At 66.7% G+C, this 17,188-nt stretch carries 17 protein-coding genes and 1 pseudogene; 4 read left to right on the forward strand and 14 right to left on the reverse strand.

Features of this window, described 5'->3' with window-relative positions; translation table 11 throughout:
* Window positions 1–208 (forward strand): annotated as a pseudogene (locus ASF72_RS21190) (DUF3592 domain-containing protein); the annotation flags it as partial.
* A 24-nt stretch (window positions 209–232) separates the two neighbouring features.
* Complete coding sequence (locus ASF72_RS19500) at window positions 233–718, forward strand: hypothetical protein (RefSeq protein WP_056601686.1); 486 nt, start codon at window positions 233–235, stop codon at window positions 716–718.
* A gap of 17 nt (window positions 719–735) precedes the next feature.
* Here the strand turns inward: ASF72_RS19500 and ASF72_RS20745 are convergent, their stop codons facing one another.
* The 10 genes from ASF72_RS20745 to lysS all read right to left on the reverse strand — a co-directional run bounded on the left by ASF72_RS20745 (window position 736) and on the right by lysS (window position 11,398).
* Window positions 736–912 (reverse strand): hypothetical protein, encoded by a 177-nt coding sequence (locus ASF72_RS20745; protein ID WP_164468859.1) that lies wholly within the window; start codon window positions 910–912, stop codon window positions 736–738.
* Between the two features lie 78 nt (window positions 913–990).
* The gene (gene dhaM, locus ASF72_RS19505; protein WP_056601689.1) at window positions 991–1,680 is read right to left on the reverse strand and encodes a dihydroxyacetone kinase phosphoryl donor subunit DhaM; all 690 of its coding nucleotides are present in this window, start codon (window positions 1,678–1,680) and stop codon (window positions 991–993) included.
* The gene (gene dhaL, locus ASF72_RS19510) at window positions 1,677–2,309 is read right to left on the reverse strand and encodes a dihydroxyacetone kinase subunit DhaL (protein ID WP_056601691.1); all 633 of its coding nucleotides are present in this window, start codon (window positions 2,307–2,309) and stop codon (window positions 1,677–1,679) included. The genes dhaM and dhaL overlap by 4 nt, the downstream gene beginning before the upstream one ends.
* A 2-nt stretch (window positions 2,310–2,311) precedes the next feature.
* Window positions 2,312–3,313, reverse strand: a complete 1,002-nt coding sequence (gene dhaK / locus ASF72_RS19515; RefSeq protein ID WP_056601694.1) for a dihydroxyacetone kinase subunit DhaK — start codon at window positions 3,311–3,313, stop codon at window positions 2,312–2,314.
* Between the two features lie 229 nt (window positions 3,314–3,542).
* Window positions 3,543–4,052: an amino-acid N-acetyltransferase gene (locus tag ASF72_RS19520; protein WP_050684788.1), complete on the reverse strand. Its 510-nt coding sequence runs from the start codon at window positions 4,050–4,052 to the stop codon at window positions 3,543–3,545.
* A 99-nt stretch (window positions 4,053–4,151) separates the two neighbouring features.
* A complete protein-coding gene (locus tag ASF72_RS19525; protein ID WP_056601697.1) occupies window positions 4,152–6,269 on the reverse strand; it encodes a S9 family peptidase in 2,118 nt (705 codons plus the stop codon).
* Between the two features lie 145 nt (window positions 6,270–6,414).
* The gene (locus ASF72_RS19530; RefSeq protein ID WP_050683655.1) at window positions 6,415–8,907 is read right to left on the reverse strand and encodes an ATP-dependent Clp protease ATP-binding subunit; all 2,493 of its coding nucleotides are present in this window, start codon (window positions 8,905–8,907) and stop codon (window positions 6,415–6,417) included.
* Between the two features lie 322 nt (window positions 8,908–9,229).
* Window positions 9,230–9,559 carry a histone-like nucleoid-structuring protein Lsr2 gene (locus ASF72_RS19535; protein ID WP_050683656.1) on the reverse strand — a complete coding sequence of 110 codons (330 nt, stop codon included), beginning with the start codon at window positions 9,557–9,559 and terminating at the stop codon, window positions 9,230–9,232.
* Between the two features lie 130 nt (window positions 9,560–9,689).
* Window positions 9,690–9,857: a hypothetical protein gene (locus ASF72_RS20750; RefSeq protein WP_164468860.1), complete on the reverse strand. Its 168-nt coding sequence runs from the start codon at window positions 9,855–9,857 to the stop codon at window positions 9,690–9,692.
* A 2-nt stretch (window positions 9,858–9,859) separates the two neighbouring features.
* Complete coding sequence (lysS, locus tag ASF72_RS19540) at window positions 9,860–11,398, reverse strand: lysine--tRNA ligase (RefSeq protein WP_050683657.1); 1,539 nt, start codon at window positions 11,396–11,398, stop codon at window positions 9,860–9,862.
* Between the two features lie 68 nt (window positions 11,399–11,466).
* Here lysS and ASF72_RS19545 point away from each other — a divergent pair, with 68 nt between their 5' ends.
* Window positions 11,467–12,321: an alpha/beta fold hydrolase gene (locus ASF72_RS19545; protein ID WP_050683658.1), complete on the forward strand. Its 855-nt coding sequence runs from the start codon at window positions 11,467–11,469 to the stop codon at window positions 12,319–12,321.
* 51 nt (window positions 12,322–12,372) lie between these two features.
* Window positions 12,373–13,212 carry an alpha/beta fold hydrolase gene (locus ASF72_RS19550; protein WP_050683659.1) on the forward strand — a complete coding sequence of 280 codons (840 nt, stop codon included), beginning with the start codon at window positions 12,373–12,375 and terminating at the stop codon, window positions 13,210–13,212.
* A gap of 111 nt (window positions 13,213–13,323) precedes the next feature.
* Here ASF72_RS19550 and ASF72_RS19555 read toward each other — a convergent pair whose 3' ends face one another.
* The 4 genes from ASF72_RS19555 to ASF72_RS19570 form a co-directional block, all read right to left on the reverse strand.
* The gene (locus ASF72_RS19555; protein ID WP_056601699.1) at window positions 13,324–14,805 is read right to left on the reverse strand and encodes a DHA2 family efflux MFS transporter permease subunit; all 1,482 of its coding nucleotides are present in this window, start codon (window positions 14,803–14,805) and stop codon (window positions 13,324–13,326) included.
* Between the two features lie 142 nt (window positions 14,806–14,947).
* Window positions 14,948–15,514, reverse strand: a complete 567-nt coding sequence (locus ASF72_RS19560) for a type 1 glutamine amidotransferase domain-containing protein (RefSeq protein WP_050683661.1) — start codon at window positions 15,512–15,514, stop codon at window positions 14,948–14,950.
* Between the two features lie 122 nt (window positions 15,515–15,636).
* Window positions 15,637–16,227: a TOPRIM nucleotidyl transferase/hydrolase domain-containing protein gene (locus ASF72_RS19565; RefSeq protein ID WP_056601702.1), complete on the reverse strand. Its 591-nt coding sequence runs from the start codon at window positions 16,225–16,227 to the stop codon at window positions 15,637–15,639.
* A 33-nt stretch (window positions 16,228–16,260) separates the two neighbouring features.
* Entirely contained in the window at window positions 16,261–17,187 is a 927-nt protein-coding gene (locus tag ASF72_RS19570; RefSeq protein WP_056601704.1) for a 4-phosphopantoate--beta-alanine ligase, read from the reverse strand.
* Between the last annotated feature and the right edge of the window lies 1 nt (window position 17,188).

The following is a 17,188-nucleotide window of genomic DNA, read 5'->3' on the forward strand; positions in this document are numbered from 1 at the left end:
CACGCTCTTTGTGGGCAAATCCGAGGTTTCCCGGGCAGCAGCCCCCACACCGGGGTCCCCGCTTGAGGTCGCCTACAACCCGGCCAATCCCAACGAATCCCTGCAGGTTTCGGCCGCCTCCAAGGTTGCGCTGGGCTGCCTGCTCCCGTTTTTCGCCGTCTTCGGTGTGGCTTCGTTCCTCTTCATCAGCTTTTTCCCGCTGCCCTAGGCCAAACTGCCCTACGCTGAAGGCATGCGCAGGCCCGGGGTTCTTCTGGCATTGATCACGACGGCGGGACTCACCGCGTGCGGGCCGGGCGCCGGCGGCGTGGCGTGCCCGGACCTGGGCCAGTCAAACGGTGTGGCCCTCACCGTTGCCGCCAACTACGCGGCGCAGGTTGACGTGGTGCACCTGGTGGCCTGCCAGGACGGCGGTTGCCACGAGGCCGACCTTGAGCTGATGCCGGGCAGCACCTCCGTGGACCAGGGCTGCACCACCGACGGGGTCTGCTCCGCCACGGCCTCGCCGGACGGCACCAAAGTGGGAAACCTCGACCTGGGTGTCCTGACCGAGTCCCCGATCACCGCAACGGTGACCGGAACCGCGGCCGGCGGCGCCCTGCCCGTCCGCTCCCTGGTGTTCAAGCCCAGCGCGGGGTATCCATTCGGGGAGCAGTGCCCCCGATACCTCTCGGCGTCCGTGATCCTGGACAGTGCGGGGCTGCAGCCCGCTTCCTGATGCTGTCCGGGGCGCCGTCAGAAGAGGGCAGGCTGGCCGAAGGGATCCTCGGCAGCTGCTCCGGAGACTGCCTGCGGCTGCGAGGTGCAGGCGTGCCAGTCAAAGCCGAGCTCAGCCAGGAGCTCCTCAACGGACATCTGTCCGTCAAGCACTTCGATCTCGGCAGGGGTTTCTTCCAGGTGGGGCCGTTCCATGGCATCGAGCTTATGGCCAGGGCCGGACAATGCCGCCCTGAACACACCGCCGGGCGCCTGATTGGGGTGGGGTCCGGCCTACGGCTCGCCGAAGCCGGCCTGCACCAGCCCGCCAATGTAGTTCACCGCCCGTTCCGCGTCCAGACCCCAGGCCTGGACATGGATACCCTGGCCCTTGCCAGCAGCGAGGGTCATCAGCGCCGTCATCGATGCCGCGTCCACACCGTTCAGGGTTACCCTGGCATCCAGTGCTGCGACGCCGCCGGCGATCCTGGCCGCCGGCCGGGCGTGCAGGCCGGCCTGGTTGATGAGCTCAAAGTCGCCGGTGAAGTCCGGGCCCGGACCTGTGACGGAGCCCTCGGCCACCTGCGCCGCCGGAACCTCCGGGCTGCGCGGCGGTGCGCCCGCTGCCTCGGCCGCCCGCTTTACCGCGTGCAGCCCGGCCCCGCCCTGGGCTGCGACCGCCGCAGCCACCAGGCCTTCCACCAGGGGCGCGTCGGCCAGCACCACACCGTGCGGATTATCCACAAACTCCATCGCCGATTCGGCGGTCATCACGGCCGAGCCCAGGTCCGCGAGGACCACCACCCCGCCGTCCGCAGCCTTCTCGAGGGCCGCCAGGACCCTTTCCAGGCTGGTGCCAATGCTGCCGTCCATGGTGCCCCCGGCTGCCAGGATCTGCACATCCGGGGCCATCTGGGCGGCAAGTTCCGCGGCGCCGTCGGCAATTTTTTCACTATGGGACACCACTACCAGGCTGATGGTCATGCCGCGGCCCCCACTGCTGCCCGGAAGATCAAGGCGCTGGAAGCAGCTCCCGGGTCGCGGTGCCCGGCGCTGCGCTCCCCCAGGTAGCTGGCCCGGCCCTTGCGTGCCACCAGCGGGTCTGTGGCCGCAGCACCCGCTTCGGCGGCCTCTGCGGCGGCCACAAGGATCGTGAGGACGTCCGGGGCGCCGGCGTCAACGGCCGCCCGGGCGGCATCCACCGCCGGTGTCCAGGCGTCCACCATTGTTTTGTCGCCGGTTTCGGCCTTGCCCCGGGCCACGATGCCGTCCCGCCCTGCGGCCAGCGCAGCGGCCCATGCCGCGGAATCAATCTCGGTGGCGTCACCCAGGGCGGTTGCGGCGCGGAGGAAGGCCGTGCCGTACAGCGGCCCGGCGGCGCCGCCCACCTTCGACATCAGCGTCATGGCGGCCAGCTTCAGCGCGGCACCCGGTGTTTCCGGCGGCGCTTCGGCGAGCTTTTCCAGGACTGCCTGGAATCCCCTGTCCATGTTCTCGCCGTGGTCCGAATCACCGATGGCCCGGTCCAGCTCGATCAGTTCCATCCGGTGTCCTGCCATGGCCTGCGCGCACAGCGTCAGCCACTTCAGGGTCCAGTTAGTATCCAGCAGCATGCTCAGGCCCCCCAGCGCAGGGCGGCGGTGTGGACCGGCGCGTCCCACAGGGCGGTGAGTTCATCGTTCAGGCGCAGGACCGAGATGGAGCAGCCCTGCATTTCCAGGGCCGTGACGTAGTTGCCCACCAGCGAGCGGGCCACCACGGCCCCGTGGTCAACCAGTACCTGCGCTGCCCGCCGGTACACGATGTACAGCTCGCTCAACGGGGTTCCGCCCATGCCGTTCACAAACAGGAGCACCTGCTCACCCGCTTCGATCTTCAGGTCGGACAGGACGGGCTCCAGCAGCCGGTCAGTGATGCCGTCGGCGTTTTCCATGGCAATCCGGTGCCGGCCGGGTTCCCCGTGGATGCCGATGCCGATCTCGATTTCGTCCCCGGCGAGGTCGAAGCTGGGCGTCCCGGCGTGCGGTACGGTGCAGGCGGACAACGCCACCCCCATGGTGCGGACGTTGAGGTTGACGCGTTCGCCGATTCCGGCCACCGTGTCCAGGTCATCGCCGCGTTCGGCCGCCGCGCCGGCGATTTTTTCCACCAGCAAGGTCCCTGCCACACCCCGCCGGCCCGCCGTGTAGAGCGAATCCTCCACAGCCACGTCATCGTTGACCAGGACGGTGCGGACGCGGATCCCCTCGGCTTCGGCCAGTTCGCCGGCGGTCTCGAAATTCAGCACATCGCCGGTGTAGTTCTTCACGATGTGCACCACTCCGGCGCCTGAATCCACGGCCATTGTGGCGGGCAGGATCTGGTCCGGCGTCGGCGAGGTGAACACGGCGCCCGGGACGGCGGCGTCGAGCATGCCACGGCCCACAAATCCGGCGTGGAGGGGCTCATGGCCGCTGCCGCCGCCGGAGAGCAACCCCACCTTGCCTGCCACCGGCGCATCCTTGCGGGTGATGAAGGCCGGATCGGCGTTAACGCTCACGAGGTCAGCGTGCGCCAGGCCGAAGCCGGCAACACTTTCCCCGACCACTGAACGGGGATCGTTGATGAGTTTCTTCACGGCGTTGCTCCTGGCTGTGCTCCTGAAGGATGTCACAGACGACCCTACTACCGGCAGGCCGGGCAAAGGTAGGCACCGGCCGGGCCCTGGGGTGTTTCAACACGAAAAAGGGACAGCCCCCAATGACTGTCCCTTTCCGGGCCCCCATTCCCGGCCACCGCTAGTTTATCCATCAAATCGAATAAAGCCAAGACAGTACTGCCTTCGACGTCTTATTTGGAATTCCGGCCTAGAGGACGCGGATCATGCGGGTGTTGCCAAGAGTGTTGGGCTTGACCCGCGCCAGGTCGAGGAACTCCGCGACGCCCTCATCGTGGGAACGCAGGAGCTCTGAGTAGACCACAGGGTCCACCGCCGACTGGTCCGCCATAACCTCGAAGCCGTGGCGCTTGAAGAAGTCCACCTCGAACGTCAGGCAGAAGACCCGGTTGACTCCGAGGGCCCGGGCCCGCTCCAGGAGGCTCTCCACCAGCACATGGCCGATGCCCTGGCCACGCCGGTCCTGCGACGCCGCAAGGGTGCGGACCTCGGCCAGGTCCTCCCACATCACGTGGAGGGCGCCGCAGCCGATCACCTCGCCGTCGGCGGACTCGGCGATCAGGAACTCCTGGAGGCTTTCGTAGTAGGCGACGGTTTCCTTGGCCATCAGGATCCGCTCCTCGGCCAGGGGCGCCACAAGCTTCTTGATGGCGGAAACATCATCGGTGCGGGCAGGGCGGATCTCGAAGGAATTCGTCACAGGCCAATCCTAGTTGGGGCCTTGCAACGGCACCGAAATCCGGGCTTCTTCCGCTCAAGGAAGCGGCCCGGATGACGGTGCCGTAGGGTACGGGGGCGGCTAGAGACCCAACTCCCCGGGCAGTTCGGTTTCCTGGTCCAGCACGTTGCGGGCCAGGAATGACTCCACCACCTGGTACCAGATCTTCGAGTGGTTGGGCTGGAGGACCCAGTGGTTTTCGTCCGGGAAGTACAGGAACCGGTGCGGGGTCTGCCCGTCCCGGTCGGCTGCCAACTGTGATTTGGACAGCAGTTCGTACCAGAGCCGCAGGCCCTCGCCGATGGGCACGCGGTAGTCCTTGTCCCCGTGGATGACCAGCATGGGGGTGCTGATCTTTTCGACGTGCAGATGCGGGGAGTTCTCCCGCGCCATCTCCTCCGTCATTTCCTTCAGCCAGTACTGGGAGGAGTCGGTGGTGGGGCCGAACTGGTCCAGCGCCCAAAGGCTGGCGTGGGTCACAATGGCCTTGAACCTGTCGGTCTGTCCTGCCACCCAGTTCGCCATGTATCCGCCGAAGGACCCGCCCATGGCGGCCGTGCGGGTCCCGTCGATGTCCACCCGTTCCTCTGCCGCGTCGGTGACGGCCATAAGGTCCGTGAACGGCGCCTTGCCCCAGGCTCCCCAGCCGCGCTGGATGTAGGCCTGGCCGTAGCCGGTGGACAATGCCGGGTCCGGGAGCAGCACGGCGTATCCCTTGGCCGTGAGCAGCCAGGGGTTCCAGCGCCAGGTCCACGCGTTCCAGGATCCCAGCGGACCGCCGTGTATCCAGAGCAGCATCGGGGCGGGCGAGGCTGCGGACGCACCCTCCGGCAGTGCCAGGTACGCGGGCACCCGGGAGCCGTCGGCGGCGGTGGCGGCGATCCGTTCAAGCCGTCCGGAGGCCACGGGCCGCTCAGTGGGGGCCGGCAACCGTGTGGTCTCGCCCGTGGCCAGGTCGATCCGGACCGCTTCGGGCGGGAATTCGTAGGAGCTCCGCAGGGCATAGGCTGTGCGGCCTTCCGGGGACACCACAACGTCGGTATACGCCGCGGCGTCCTGCGTTACCCGGGTGATACCGACTTCAGCCGCAGCGGACGGGACGCTGATCCGGAAAACCGGCGACGCGCCGTCGTCGTCCGCGGTCACCAGGAGGGCGGACCCGTCAGGGAGCCAGGCCGCGGGCTTGGCCCACCGGTCCCAGTCGTGCGCCAGCGGCTGCAGCGCCACAACCCCCCGGCCCGCTGATACGTCCAGCAGGTGCAGCTTGATTTCCGGCGCCTGGTGGGGAGTGGAATCACTCTCACTGACCACCACCAGCGTGCTGCCGTCCGGGCTGACGGGGCCGGGAAAGAAGCTCATGCCTTCCTGGTCCAGTAGGACTTCCTGCGTGCCGGACGCCACGTCCACGGCCACCAGCACAAACCGGCTGTCTGCCCTGGCCAGCGGCTTGGTGTAACTGGTGTAAATGGTCCGGCCGTCAGGGCTCACAGCCGTTTCCGCTTCCCGGAGCCTGGCACCGGCGTCCGGGGTGAGGTTCCGGAGGGCCAGCGGCGCGGTGGCGTCCACCGTGGCGGGCTTCCCTGGAGCATCGCCGGCCCCGGGTTCCACGGCGAAAATGCGGGGCTGGCCGGGGCCCAGGTCCTCGTCCCAGTACCGCACCGGGTATTCGCTGTGCAGGATGGCGGAAACCTTGTTGTCTTTGCGGGCCTTGCGGCGCGCAGCGTCGTCCTCCTCGTCTGCGGACCCGGCCAGGACGTCCGCGGTCACGAAGGCCGCAGCGGCGTTCCTGGCGGTTTTCACGGCCGACACGCCACCGGGCCGGCTCAGGACGATCCGGGCTTCGCCGCCGCCCGCGGGCAGGAGCCAGAGCGCGCTGACGGGCTCGTCCTCCGGGCTCTCCGGATCGGGGCGGGCGGAGGTGAAGTAGACGTCACCGTTGGCGGCGAAGCATGCGCCGGCCTCGCCCTTGGCGCTGCGGGTGATGCGGCGGGCCTGCTGCCGGCCGGCCGGGTCGATTTCCCACAGGGCGGAGGCAAATGCGGTGCCCTTGCTGTTCAGGGTGCCGACGGCGGTGACCAGGCGGGTGCCGTCCGGGCTCAGGCTCAGGCCACTTACCCGGGGGATGGAGAGGTAGTGGTCGAGGTTGTGGAACGGGGTCAGTGGTTGCTCTTCCGGGGTCTCCGGTTTCAGGGTAGCCATGCGTCCGATTCAAACACGTTTTGTGCGCCAGGACACAGTACGCATGGTTTCGTCGCGGCGGGCCCGGCCAGGGAACGGATCCCGGGTTAAACGCGGAAGCCCCGCCCTCTCCTGGTGGGAGAGGGCGGGGCTTTCGTCGCTGGCGCTAGACGCTCGGAGCGATCTCCGGGATGCGTGGCTTGGCGTTACCGGCGAACGTGAACTTGGCTTCGTCGCCGTCGCCTTCCACATCCACCACCACGATGTCACCGGCGTGGATCTCGCCGAACAGGATCTTCTCGGAGAGCTGGTCCTCGATCTCGCGCTGGATGGTCCGGCGCAGCGGCCGGGCGCCCATGGCGGGGTCGTAACCGCGGGTGGCGAGGAGGACCTTGGCCGCGGGCGTGAGCTCGATGCCCATGTCCTTGTCCTTGAGCCGCTTCTCCAGGCGGTTGACGAACAGGTCCACGATCTCGATGATCTCGTCCTGGGTGAGCTGCGGGAACACCACAACATCGTCAACGCGGTTCAGGAACTCGGGGCGGAAGTGCTGCTTGAGTTCCTCCGTGACGCGGGCCCGCATCCGGTTGTAGCCGGTCTGCGTGTCCGTGCCCGACTGGAAGCCGGTGGCCACGGTCTTGGAGATGTCCCGGGTGCCCAGGTTGGTGGTCATGATGATCACGGTGTTCTTGAAGTCCACCACCCGGCCCTGGGAGTCGGTCAGCCGGCCGTCCTCCAGGATCTGCAGCAGGGAGTTGAAGAGGTCCGCGTGGGCCTTTTCCACTTCGTCGAACAGGACCACTGAGAACGGACGGCGCCGGACCTTCTCGGTCAGCTGGCCGCCTTCCTCGTAGCCCACGTAGCCCGGAGGGGCACCGAAGAGCCGCGAGACGGTGTGCTTCTCGGAGTATTCGGACATGTCCAGGGTGATGAGGGCGTCCTCCTCACCGAACAGGAATTCCGCGAGGGCCTTGGCCAGTTCGGTCTTGCCGACGCCGGTGGGGCCGGCGAAGATGAACGAGCCACCCGGACGCTTGGGGTCCTTGAGTCCGGCGCGGGTCCGGCGGATTGCCTGCGACAGTGCCCTGATGGCCTCGTTCTGGCCCACCACGCGCTTGTGCAGTTCGTCTTCCATCTTGAGCAGTCGCGAGGATTCTTCCTCGGTGAGCTTGAAGACGGGGATGCCGGTGGAGTTCGCCAGCACCTCGGCGATGAGGTCCTCATCCACCTCGGAGATGTCGTCCATGCCGCCGGACTTCCAGTGGCGTTCCTTTTCGGCCCGCTCGGTGATCATCTTCTGCTCCTTGTCACGGAGCGAAGCGGCACCCTCGAAGTCCTGCGCATCAATCGCGGACTCCTTTTCCAGCTTGAGCTTGGCGATGCGCTCGTCCATGGCCTTGAGCTCCGGCGGCGCGGTCATGCGGCGGATGCGCAGGCGTGCGCCGGCCTCGTCGATCAAGTCGATCGCCTTGTCCGGCAGGAAGCGGTCGGAGATGTACCGTTCGGCGAGGCTGGCCGCGGAGGCCAGGGCGCCGTCGGTGATGGTGACGCGGTGGTGTGCCTCGTAGCGGTCACGCAGGCCCTTGAGGATCTCGATGGCATGCGCCACGGAGGGTTCCTTGACCTGGATCGGCTGGAAGCGGCGCTCCAGCGCGGCGTCTTTCTCGATGTGCTTGCGGTACTCATCAAGCGTGGTGGCGCCGATGGTCTGCAGTTCCCCGCGGGCCAGCATGGGCTTGAGGATGGACGCAGCATCAATGGCACCTTCGGCGGCACCCGCACCCACCAGGGTGTGGATCTCGTCGATGAAGAGGATGATGTCGCCGCGGGTGCGGATCTCCTTGAGGACTTTCTTCAGGCGCTCCTCGAAGTCACCGCGGTACCGCGAGCCTGCCACCAGTGAACCGAGGTCCAGGGTGTACAGCTGCTTGTCCTTGATGGTCTCGGGGACGTCGCCGCGGACGATCGCCTGGGCGAGGCCCTCAACGACGGCGGTCTTGCCGACGCCGGGCTCACCGATCAGGACCGGGTTGTTCTTGGTGCGGCGGGAGAGGACCTGCATAACGCGTTCCATCTCCTGCTCGCGTCCAATGACCGGGTCCAGCTTGTTCTCGCGGGCAGCCTGGGTGAGGTTCCGGCCAAACTGGTCCAGGACCACCGAACCCGCAGGGGTGCCTTCGGGCTGGCCCGGGCCGACGCCTGCGCCGGTGGTTTCCTTGCCCTGGTAGCCGGACAGCAGCTGGATGACCTGCTGGCGGACCCGGTTGAGGTCGGCGCCGAGCTTGACCAGCACCTGGGCGGCAACGCCTTCACCTTCCCGGATCAGGCCAAGCAGGATGTGCTCAGTGCCGATGTAGTTGTGGCCCAGCTGGAGCGCCTCGCGCAGCGAGAGTTCCAGGACCTTCTTGGCGCGGGGGGTGAAGGGGATATGGCCGGACGGGGCCTGCTGGCCCTGACCGATGATCTCCTGCACCTGCTCGCGAACGCCGTCGAGCGAAATGCTCAAGGACTCAAGAGCTTTGGCGGCAACGCCCTCACCTTCATGGATCAGACCCAAGAGGATGTGTTCGGTACCGATGTAATTGTGGTTCAGCATGCGTGCCTCTTCTTGGGCAAGCACCACTACGCGACGGGCACGGTCCGTAAATCGCTCAAACATTTCGCCACACTCCTAGCTACGACGTACTTTGATGCTACGTGGCCCGCTACAAGATGGGGAGCGTGTTCGCCACGGGGGAAACCGGGACCGGTCCCGAATAGCAGCCGGCCGCCGTTGCCGGCATTTCCGGGGGGTGCCGGCAGCATCCGGCGGGAGGAAAAAATACCCCGGCCCAAATGAATTGACAAATCCGGTGCCGCTTCGGTTAGCCACAACAAAGTATGCGGTTTTTGCGGGCCGGACCGCATTCGCGGCTGGAACACAAAAAACCGCGCTTCCCGGAGTCCGGGCGGCGCGGCTTTCCGTGCATCACTGCGCAGGGCTAGGAATTTGCCTTTTGGTAGGCTTCCTGGATTTCCGCCTGAATTCGGCCGCGGCTGTTAACGGTGTAGCCGTTATCACGGGCCCACTGGCGAATCTGCGCCGAATCATTGTTCCGGCCGGCAGCGGGCGCCTTGGCGCGGGCCGCGCGGCCACCGGACGTCTTACGGCCGGCGTCGATAAAGCGCTCCAGCGAAGTGCGGAGCTCGGCGGCATTAGCTGCCGAGAGGTCGATCTCATAGTTGGCCCCGTCAAGGCCAAACTTTACATTCTCGTCTGCGGATCCCCCATCCAGATCATCAACGAGGATGATGTTTACTTTCTGTGCCATTAAAAGACTTCCTTGTGAGGGGTGGATTTTCAGAGAAGCAGGATGTTTCCTAAAAAGTTTTACTCTCTTTATGGCAACGCGTCAAAGTACGCAATGGTTCCTGGCTATATTCCCGGAAAGTTCACAGGGTTTAGTTATTGGAAACCGGACCGTGGCCGGCCGCTTTGGCATCCGCCTCGGCCTGCGCACGCGCCTCTGCCTGCCGCTCGGATTTGTCCGCATTGAAGATTGACTTCATCGCGAACCAGAACAGCAGGCCCACCACCAGGGAGGGTACAAGGACAGCTACATACTCCACGGTCAGTTTCCTTCGGGCTTCAGGAGTGGGAACAGGATGGTTTCGCGGATGCCGGCACCCGTGAAGAGCATCACCAGCCGGTCGATGCCCAGGCCGATGCCGCCCATGGGCGGGGCGCCGTATTCCAGGGCCCGCAGGAAGTCCTCGTCGAGCTGCATGGCCTCGTCATCGCCTGCGGCGGCGTGCCGGGACTGCTCGGTGAGCCGGTCCCGCTGGATGACGGGGTCGATCAGTTCGGAGAAGGCGGTGCCGCGCTCCATGCCGCCGATGATGAGGTCCCAGGCCTCGATGAGCCGGCCGTCCTCGCGGTGCGGGCGGGCCAGCGGCTGCGCCGAGGGCGGGTAGTCGTAAACGAACGTGGGGTTCAGGAGGGTGGGTTCGACGATTTCGCCGAAGAGCTCCACGGCAAGCTTCTCGGCATCCCACTTGGGGTCAACCTTCACTTCGTGCTTTTCGGCGATCCCGCGAAGCACCTCAACGGACGTGTCCGGCGTGACTTCCTGGCCAACGGCGTCAGAAAGTCCCGGGTAGACGGACAGCCAGGCCCATTCGCCGTCGAGGTTGATCTCCCCGGCGTCGGTCTGCAGCACACGGCCGGCGCCAACGGAATCTGCGGCGTCGAGGATGATTTCGCGCATGCGTTCGGCCATCACGAACTGGTCCGCCCAGGCCTCGTAGCATTCCAGCGTGGTGAATTCGGGGCTGTGGGTGGAGTCCACGCCCTCGTTGCGGAACACGCGGCCCATGTCGTACACCCGGTCGATTCCGCCCACCACGGCACGCTTGAGGTACAGCTCGGTGGCGATCCGCAGGGTCATCTTCTGGTCGAAGGCGTTCATGTGGGTCTCGAAGGGCCGGGCGAGGGCGCCGCCGTGGACCAGCTGCAGGATCGGGGTTTCCACCTCAACGTAGCGGCGCTTGAACAGCGTCTCACGGATGGAGCGGGTGATCGCCGCGCGGGTGTAGACCATCTCGCGGGCCTCGTCACGGACCATCAGGTCAACGTAGCGCTGGCGAACGCGGGTTTCCTCGCTCAGTTCTGCATGCAGCACCGGCAACGGGCGCAGCGCCTTGGAAGCCATGGACCAGGAATCGGCCATCACGGAGAGTTCACCGCGGCGGGAGGAAATCACCTCTCCCTTGATGAACACGTGGTCACCCAGGTCCACCAGCGCCTTCCAGTCGGCCAGCGCCTCCTCGCCCACGTTGGCGAGGCTGAGCATCGCCTGCAGGCGTGCACCCTTGCCGTCCACGCCGCCTTCCTGGAGGGTAGCGAAGCAAAGCTTTCCGGTGTTGCGGACAAACACCACGCGCCCGGTGATGCCTACGGTCTCCCCCGAGGCGTCGTCGGCCTCAAGGTGGGAGTACTTTTCGCGGATCTCCGTCAGCGAGTGGGTCCGTTCCACTCCCACCGGATACGCCTCGGCGCCCCGCTCGATCAGTTTGGCGCGCTTCTCCATGCGGATCCGCATCTGCTCGCTGGCGTCGAGGGGCTCGGGTGCGTTTTTGGGGGCGGGGGTGTTTTGGGAAGTCACAGTCATCAAGTTTACGGGACGCCACCCATCCGGGCTTGCCGGGCCGTCCGGGGCCGGAAGCCTAGGATGGGGTGGTGAAAGAACAGGCACTTCCAACGCACGACGGCGGCCGGCTGGCTTTGTACAGTTACGGCACCGAGGACGCGCCGGGCGAACGCCGGGTGGTGGTTATCGGCGGCGCTTTCCTCACGGCGTTGATTTACCGGCCGTTTTCGATTGCGCTGGCCGACGGGCTGGGACCGGGCTGGGCCGTGGACGTCTACGACCGCCGCGGCCGGGGCAGTTCCACCCCGCAGCCTCCCGGCTACTCCATGGCCACGGAGATCGAAGACGTCCGGACGGTCCTGGACGCCACCGGCGCCCGGAATATCCTGGGCCACAGCCTGGGCGGCTCGGTGGCCCTGAACGCCGTCCAGGAGTTCACCGGGACGGCGTACGTTCCGGACAAGCTGGCCGTGTACGACGCCGCCGTGAACATTGATGGGAGCATCGACACCGCCTGGCTGGACGGGTTTGAGGCGGCGGTCAACGACGGGAAGCTGGGCCATGCCCTGGCTCATGCGAAACGGGCGGTCAATCCCGGATCGGCAATGGCCCGTGTCCCCGAGCCCATCCTGGCGGGACTGATGGCGCTGGTGTCACGGACCAAGGTGAACAAGGTGTTCCGCGACGTTATGCCGAGCGCCGTGGGCGAATTGCGGGCCGCGTACAACGAGGCCGAATCCGCCAGGGATTTCCGGGTGCTGCCGGCAAACACCCACTTCATGGCGGGCGGGAAAAGCCCCGGCTATTACAAGGTCACCGCCGAACGGCTGCACGCGGCCGTTCCCGGCAGCACCTATGAACTCTCGCCGAAGGGATTCCACGGCTCCATCCCGGCCGCGGTGAATGAACTGGTCACCGACATTTCGGAGTACTTCAAGGGCTGAGCATCAGGGTGCGTATCGCCTGCGTCCGGATTGCTCGGCTAGGCTTCGACCATGACGCGCGAGAACATCAGGACCCCCGACGGCGGCACTCTGGAGCTCTTTTCCACCGGCGCTGAACTGGCCAAGGCCGGTTCCGGCATCGTTGTGGTGCCACCGTCCATGGTGACGGCTGCCGACTACACCAAGTTCGCCCAGAAGCTCAGCGCTGCCCTGGGCCGCCCCGTCCACACGTTCAACCGCCGCGGGCGGGGTTCTTCCTCACCCCAGCCGGAGGACTACACGCTGGATGTGGATATCCGGGACCTCGACACCATCATGAAGCACACGTCCAGCACTGACGTGTTCGGGCACAGCTTCGGCGGCGCCGTGGCGCTGCACGCGGCGCGGACCCTGCCCGTGGAGCGGCTCGCCGTGTACGACCCCGCGGTGTCCGTGAACCACAGCGTCACCGCCGATTGGACCGCCGAATACGAACGCGCCGCCGCTGCGGGCGACGACGACCGCGCCCTGGCCGTAATGAAGCGCGGCCTGGAGTCAGGCGGCAGCAGCTTCTCGTCCCGGATGCCGCTGTCCATGCTGACGCTCGCCAACAAGCTGACCGCCGGCACCAGCGAGGGCCGGCAGCAGCGGGACATGATGCGGACGGGCGTCCGCGAAATCAAGGCCATCATCGCCGCGGACATGCCCGCCGAGCCGTTCCTTGAACTGCCGCTGGAAACCCTGATCGTGGTGGGCGAGAAGAGCCCCGCTTACTTCGGCGTGGCCTGCGGCCAGATCCACGACGTGCTCTCCGGCTCCAGCTACACCATCCTGCCCGGCATGGGGCACGACGGTGTGATCAAGGCCCCGGACCGGCTGATCCAGGAGCTGAGCGACTTCTTCGCAGGCTGACGGTTCCTGCGCCCCGGCTCACCAACCTCCCTGAGCATCCCAACTAGCTCGCAGTTGTTGTCGTTTTGACGGGTCTAAACGACAACAACTGCGAGCTAGTTGGGGCGGGGGTCAGTGGGTGCCGTGACCGCCGGCCGCGCCCGCAGCGTCCGTCTTGCGCATCATGGCGGACAGGACAACGGCAGCCAGGGCAATCACCGTCGCCGTCATAAAGGCGGCACTCATTCCGGCAACCAGCCCGGACGTCGCTGACACCACGGAGAAGATGGACACCAGCAGCGCCGTGCCGGCGGCGCCGGCCACCTGCTGCGTGGTGCTCATGATCGCTGAGCCGTGTGAGTACAGGTGGGGCGGCAGCGGGTTCAGGCCGGTGGTGAAGGCCGGCGTGAACAGCAGGGCCAGGCCCAGGCTGAGTCCCACGTGCAGGGTGATGATCCACCAGACGGGCGTGCCGGCGTCGAGCATGGAGAACTGCCACAGGGTCAGGACCATCATGACGGAGCCGGTGACGGTGAGGGGCAGCGGCCCGATCCGGTCGAACAGCCGGCCCACCACGGGGCCAAGCAGGCCCATGGCCAGGCCACCGGGGAGCAGCGCCAGGCCGGTCTCCAGTGAACCGAGGCCCCGGACTTCCTGCAGGTACAGCGGCAGCAGGATCACGCCGCCGAACAGCGCCATCATGGCCACAACCATCAGCAGGACGGAGACGGTGAACATCCGCAGCTTGAACGCGCGCAGGTCGAGCAGGGGCGCCGCGGACTTCTGCAGCCGGACCTGGCGGAGCACAAAAACGGCCAGGCTCGCGACGCCGATGACCAGGGCCGCGATCGCCGTGGTGGCGGGCCCGGCGTCGCCGCCATGGCCGCCGCCGATCTGGCTCAGGCCGTAGACCAGGCCGCCGAAGGCGGGAACGGTGAGCAGTACTGAGACGATGTCCAGCTTGGTCTTTTCGGCTTCACCGATGTTGGTGAGGTACTTTGCGCCGATGGCCAGCGCCACGAGGGCCACGGGCAGGACAAACACAAACATGAACCGCCAGGTGAAGTGCTCAAGGATCAGGCCCGAGACGGTGGGGCCCATGGCCGGCGCCACGGAGATGGCGATGCTGACGTTGCCCATCACGGCGCCGCGACGCGACATGGGAACCAGCGTAAGGATGGTGGTCATCAGCAGCGGCAGCATGATGGCGGTGCCGCCGGCCTGGATGATGCGGGCCAGCAGGAGGATTTCGAAGCCCGGGGCCACTGCGGCCAGCGCGGTGCCTACGGAAAAGAGTCCCATGGCCAGCATAAACACGGCCCGGGTGGAAAGGCTCTGCAGGATGAAGCCCGTGGTGGGGATGACAATCGCCATGGTGAGCATAAAGCCGGTGGAGAGCCACTGCACGGTGGGGGCATCCACCTGGAGATCCACCATCAGGCGCTGCATCGCCACGTTCATGATGGTTTCGTTGAGGATCACCACGAAGGTGGCCACCAGGAGCGTGGCGATGACCGTCACGGATTCCCGGGACATCTTCTCCGGCGCGGCAGGGGTGGTTGCCGCGGCCGGAGCTGGCTGTCCGCTGGTGTTGGGCGATACTTCGGTAGACATGGGTGTTCCCTCAGGGAGTAAGAAGAAGTGGGTGCGCGGGAATCGCCGCTGCAGATGCAAACATTCTAGCGGCCGGACTAATTCCTCCGCACGGAATATTTTCCTTAACCCTGAGGGAACACTGGGGGCCTGGGCCCGGAGATCAGGCGGTCTGGCCTGCGTGCTGCCCTTCGGCGATCTCCTCCACCAGTTTGGCGTTGAAGGCCGGCAGGTCGTCCGGGTTCCGGCTGGTGACCAGGCCCTGGTCCACCACCACTTCCTCGTCCGTCCAGTTGGCGCCGGCGTTGACCAGGTCGGTCCGGAGCGTGTGGTACGAGGTCACGTTCCGTCCGTTGAGCACGCCTGCCTCGATCAACAACCATGGGGCGTGGCAGATCGAGGCCACCGGCTTGTGCTGTTCGAAGAAGTTCCGGGCGAAGCGCTGTGCGTCCTGGTCCACGCGGAGGTGGTCGGCGTTCACCACGCCGCCGGGAAGGACCAGCGCGTCGTAGTCGCCGGCGTTGGCTTCGGCCACGGTGAGGTCCACTTCAAAGGTGTCGCCCTTGTCCGTACCGTTATAGCCCTGCAGCCGGCCGCTGGCGGGTGCCACCAGGGTGGGTTCGCCGCCGGCATCCCTGACGGCCTGCCAGGGGCTGGTCAGCTCGACCTGCTCCACGCCGTCCGTGAGCAGGAACGCTACCTTTTTACCGCTGATGCTGTGTTCTGACATTGGTCCTCCTCGGTGCGGAGCGGGACCGGACCGCGCCCGGAAGGGCGCGGCAATGGCCGCTCCAAGAGTTGCTTGCCTGACGGTTTCCAGCCTAGGAACAATCAAAGTGATAAGCAAGCTGACTATCTGGGTCCCGAGTGCGGGGTGCTGGCTGCTGTCGCCGCTGCCGCCGGGAAGCAGGCCACGAGGCGGGCCAGCGGCTCCGGCGCGTGCCCGGCCGGCAGGGCACGGACCAGCAGCGGCGCGTACCTGATCTTGTTGCCGCTGCGGCCGCCGAAGAAACGGTGCAGCTGCGCCGTTTCGGTCCGGTCCCGGAGGGAAGGCTGGCGTTGCAGGAGCCGGAAGGACGGCAGTTCGCCCTGGGCCTCGATGATGCCGAGCACACACTCCACGCCCAGGCAGCGGATGAGCTCGTCTTCCAGATCGGAGCTGCAGATTTGGAAGCCCAGCGACGCCAGGGTGCCCGGCCCCAGGCCTGCCCTGCCGAGCGCGCGGGCAATGAACGGGGACTCGGCTGCATCGCACAGGCCCAGCAGCCGGTGGCCGGCGCCGCCGGGGCCGTAGCGGCGGAGGTACCTGCCGATACTGGTGGCACCGCCCATGGGCACCACCGCGACCTGTTCCGCTGCCAGGTTGTGGCCAAGACCCAGGGCCAGCGCCTCGACCGCCAGCCGGTCACTTTCGCCTTCGACCAACACCGTTGTCGCCTGCATCAGATCAGTATGCCTGATGCCTGCCCGTCCGGATCAGGAGCTGAGTGGAAGGTTGTCGATCAGCCGCACGGGGCCTACTTTGGCGGCGATCAGGGCCAGCGCCTCGCCGCTGAAGGGGGTTTCGCGGCAGTTCTCGGCCAACGGTTCGAGGGTGCGCGGGTCCACCACGTCGAAGTAATCAAGTTCCACAAGCGGCTGCGACGCGACCAGCGCCTGCGCCGAGCCGAGGTCCAGCGGTTCGCGGGCATTGGCGCGTTCCTGGAGCAGGCGCAGGGCCCGGGACAGGACCAGGGCAGCGTCCCGTTCCGCCGGGGAGAGGAACCGGTTGCGGCTGGAGAGTGCCAGCCCCTCCGCAGACCTGACGGTGGGCACACCGACGATTTCCACGGGGAAGTTCAGGTCAGCCACCATACGCCGGACCAGGGCCAGCTGCTGGGCATCCTTCTGCCCGAAGTACGCGCGGTAGGCGGTCAGCGCTGCTCCAGCTGAGGGTGTGGGGGCGCCTGCGGCCAGCCCTGCCGCGGGGGTGCCGTAGTGCAGCAGTTTGGCCACCACGGTGAGGGCGCCGTCGAAGTGGCCGGGACGGGACGCGCCCTCCCATTTGTCGCCAAGCCGGCCTGAGGTCAGCCGGACCAGCGGTTCGCCGCCCGGGTAGACCTCGTCCACGGAGGGGGCGAACACGAGGTCCACACCTTCCGCTTCAAGGAGGGCCAGGTCCGCTTCCAGGGTGCGGGGATAACGGTCCAGGTCCGTGGCGTCCCCGAACTGCAGCGGATTCACGAAGATGGACGCCACCACCACGTCGTTGTTTTCGACGGCGGCCCGCGCCAGGGCCGCGTGTCCTTCGTGAAGGGCGCCCATGGTGGGCACCAGGGCCTGCGAAGCCCCGCTCCGGGCGGCCAAGAGGCGGGCGCTTGCGGCCTGCAGGCCGGTGACCGTTGTGACGAGTTCGATGGCCATG

The organism is Arthrobacter sp. Leaf141 (assembly GCF_001424565.1).
GTDB lineage: Bacteria > Actinomycetota > Actinomycetes > Actinomycetales > Micrococcaceae > Arthrobacter.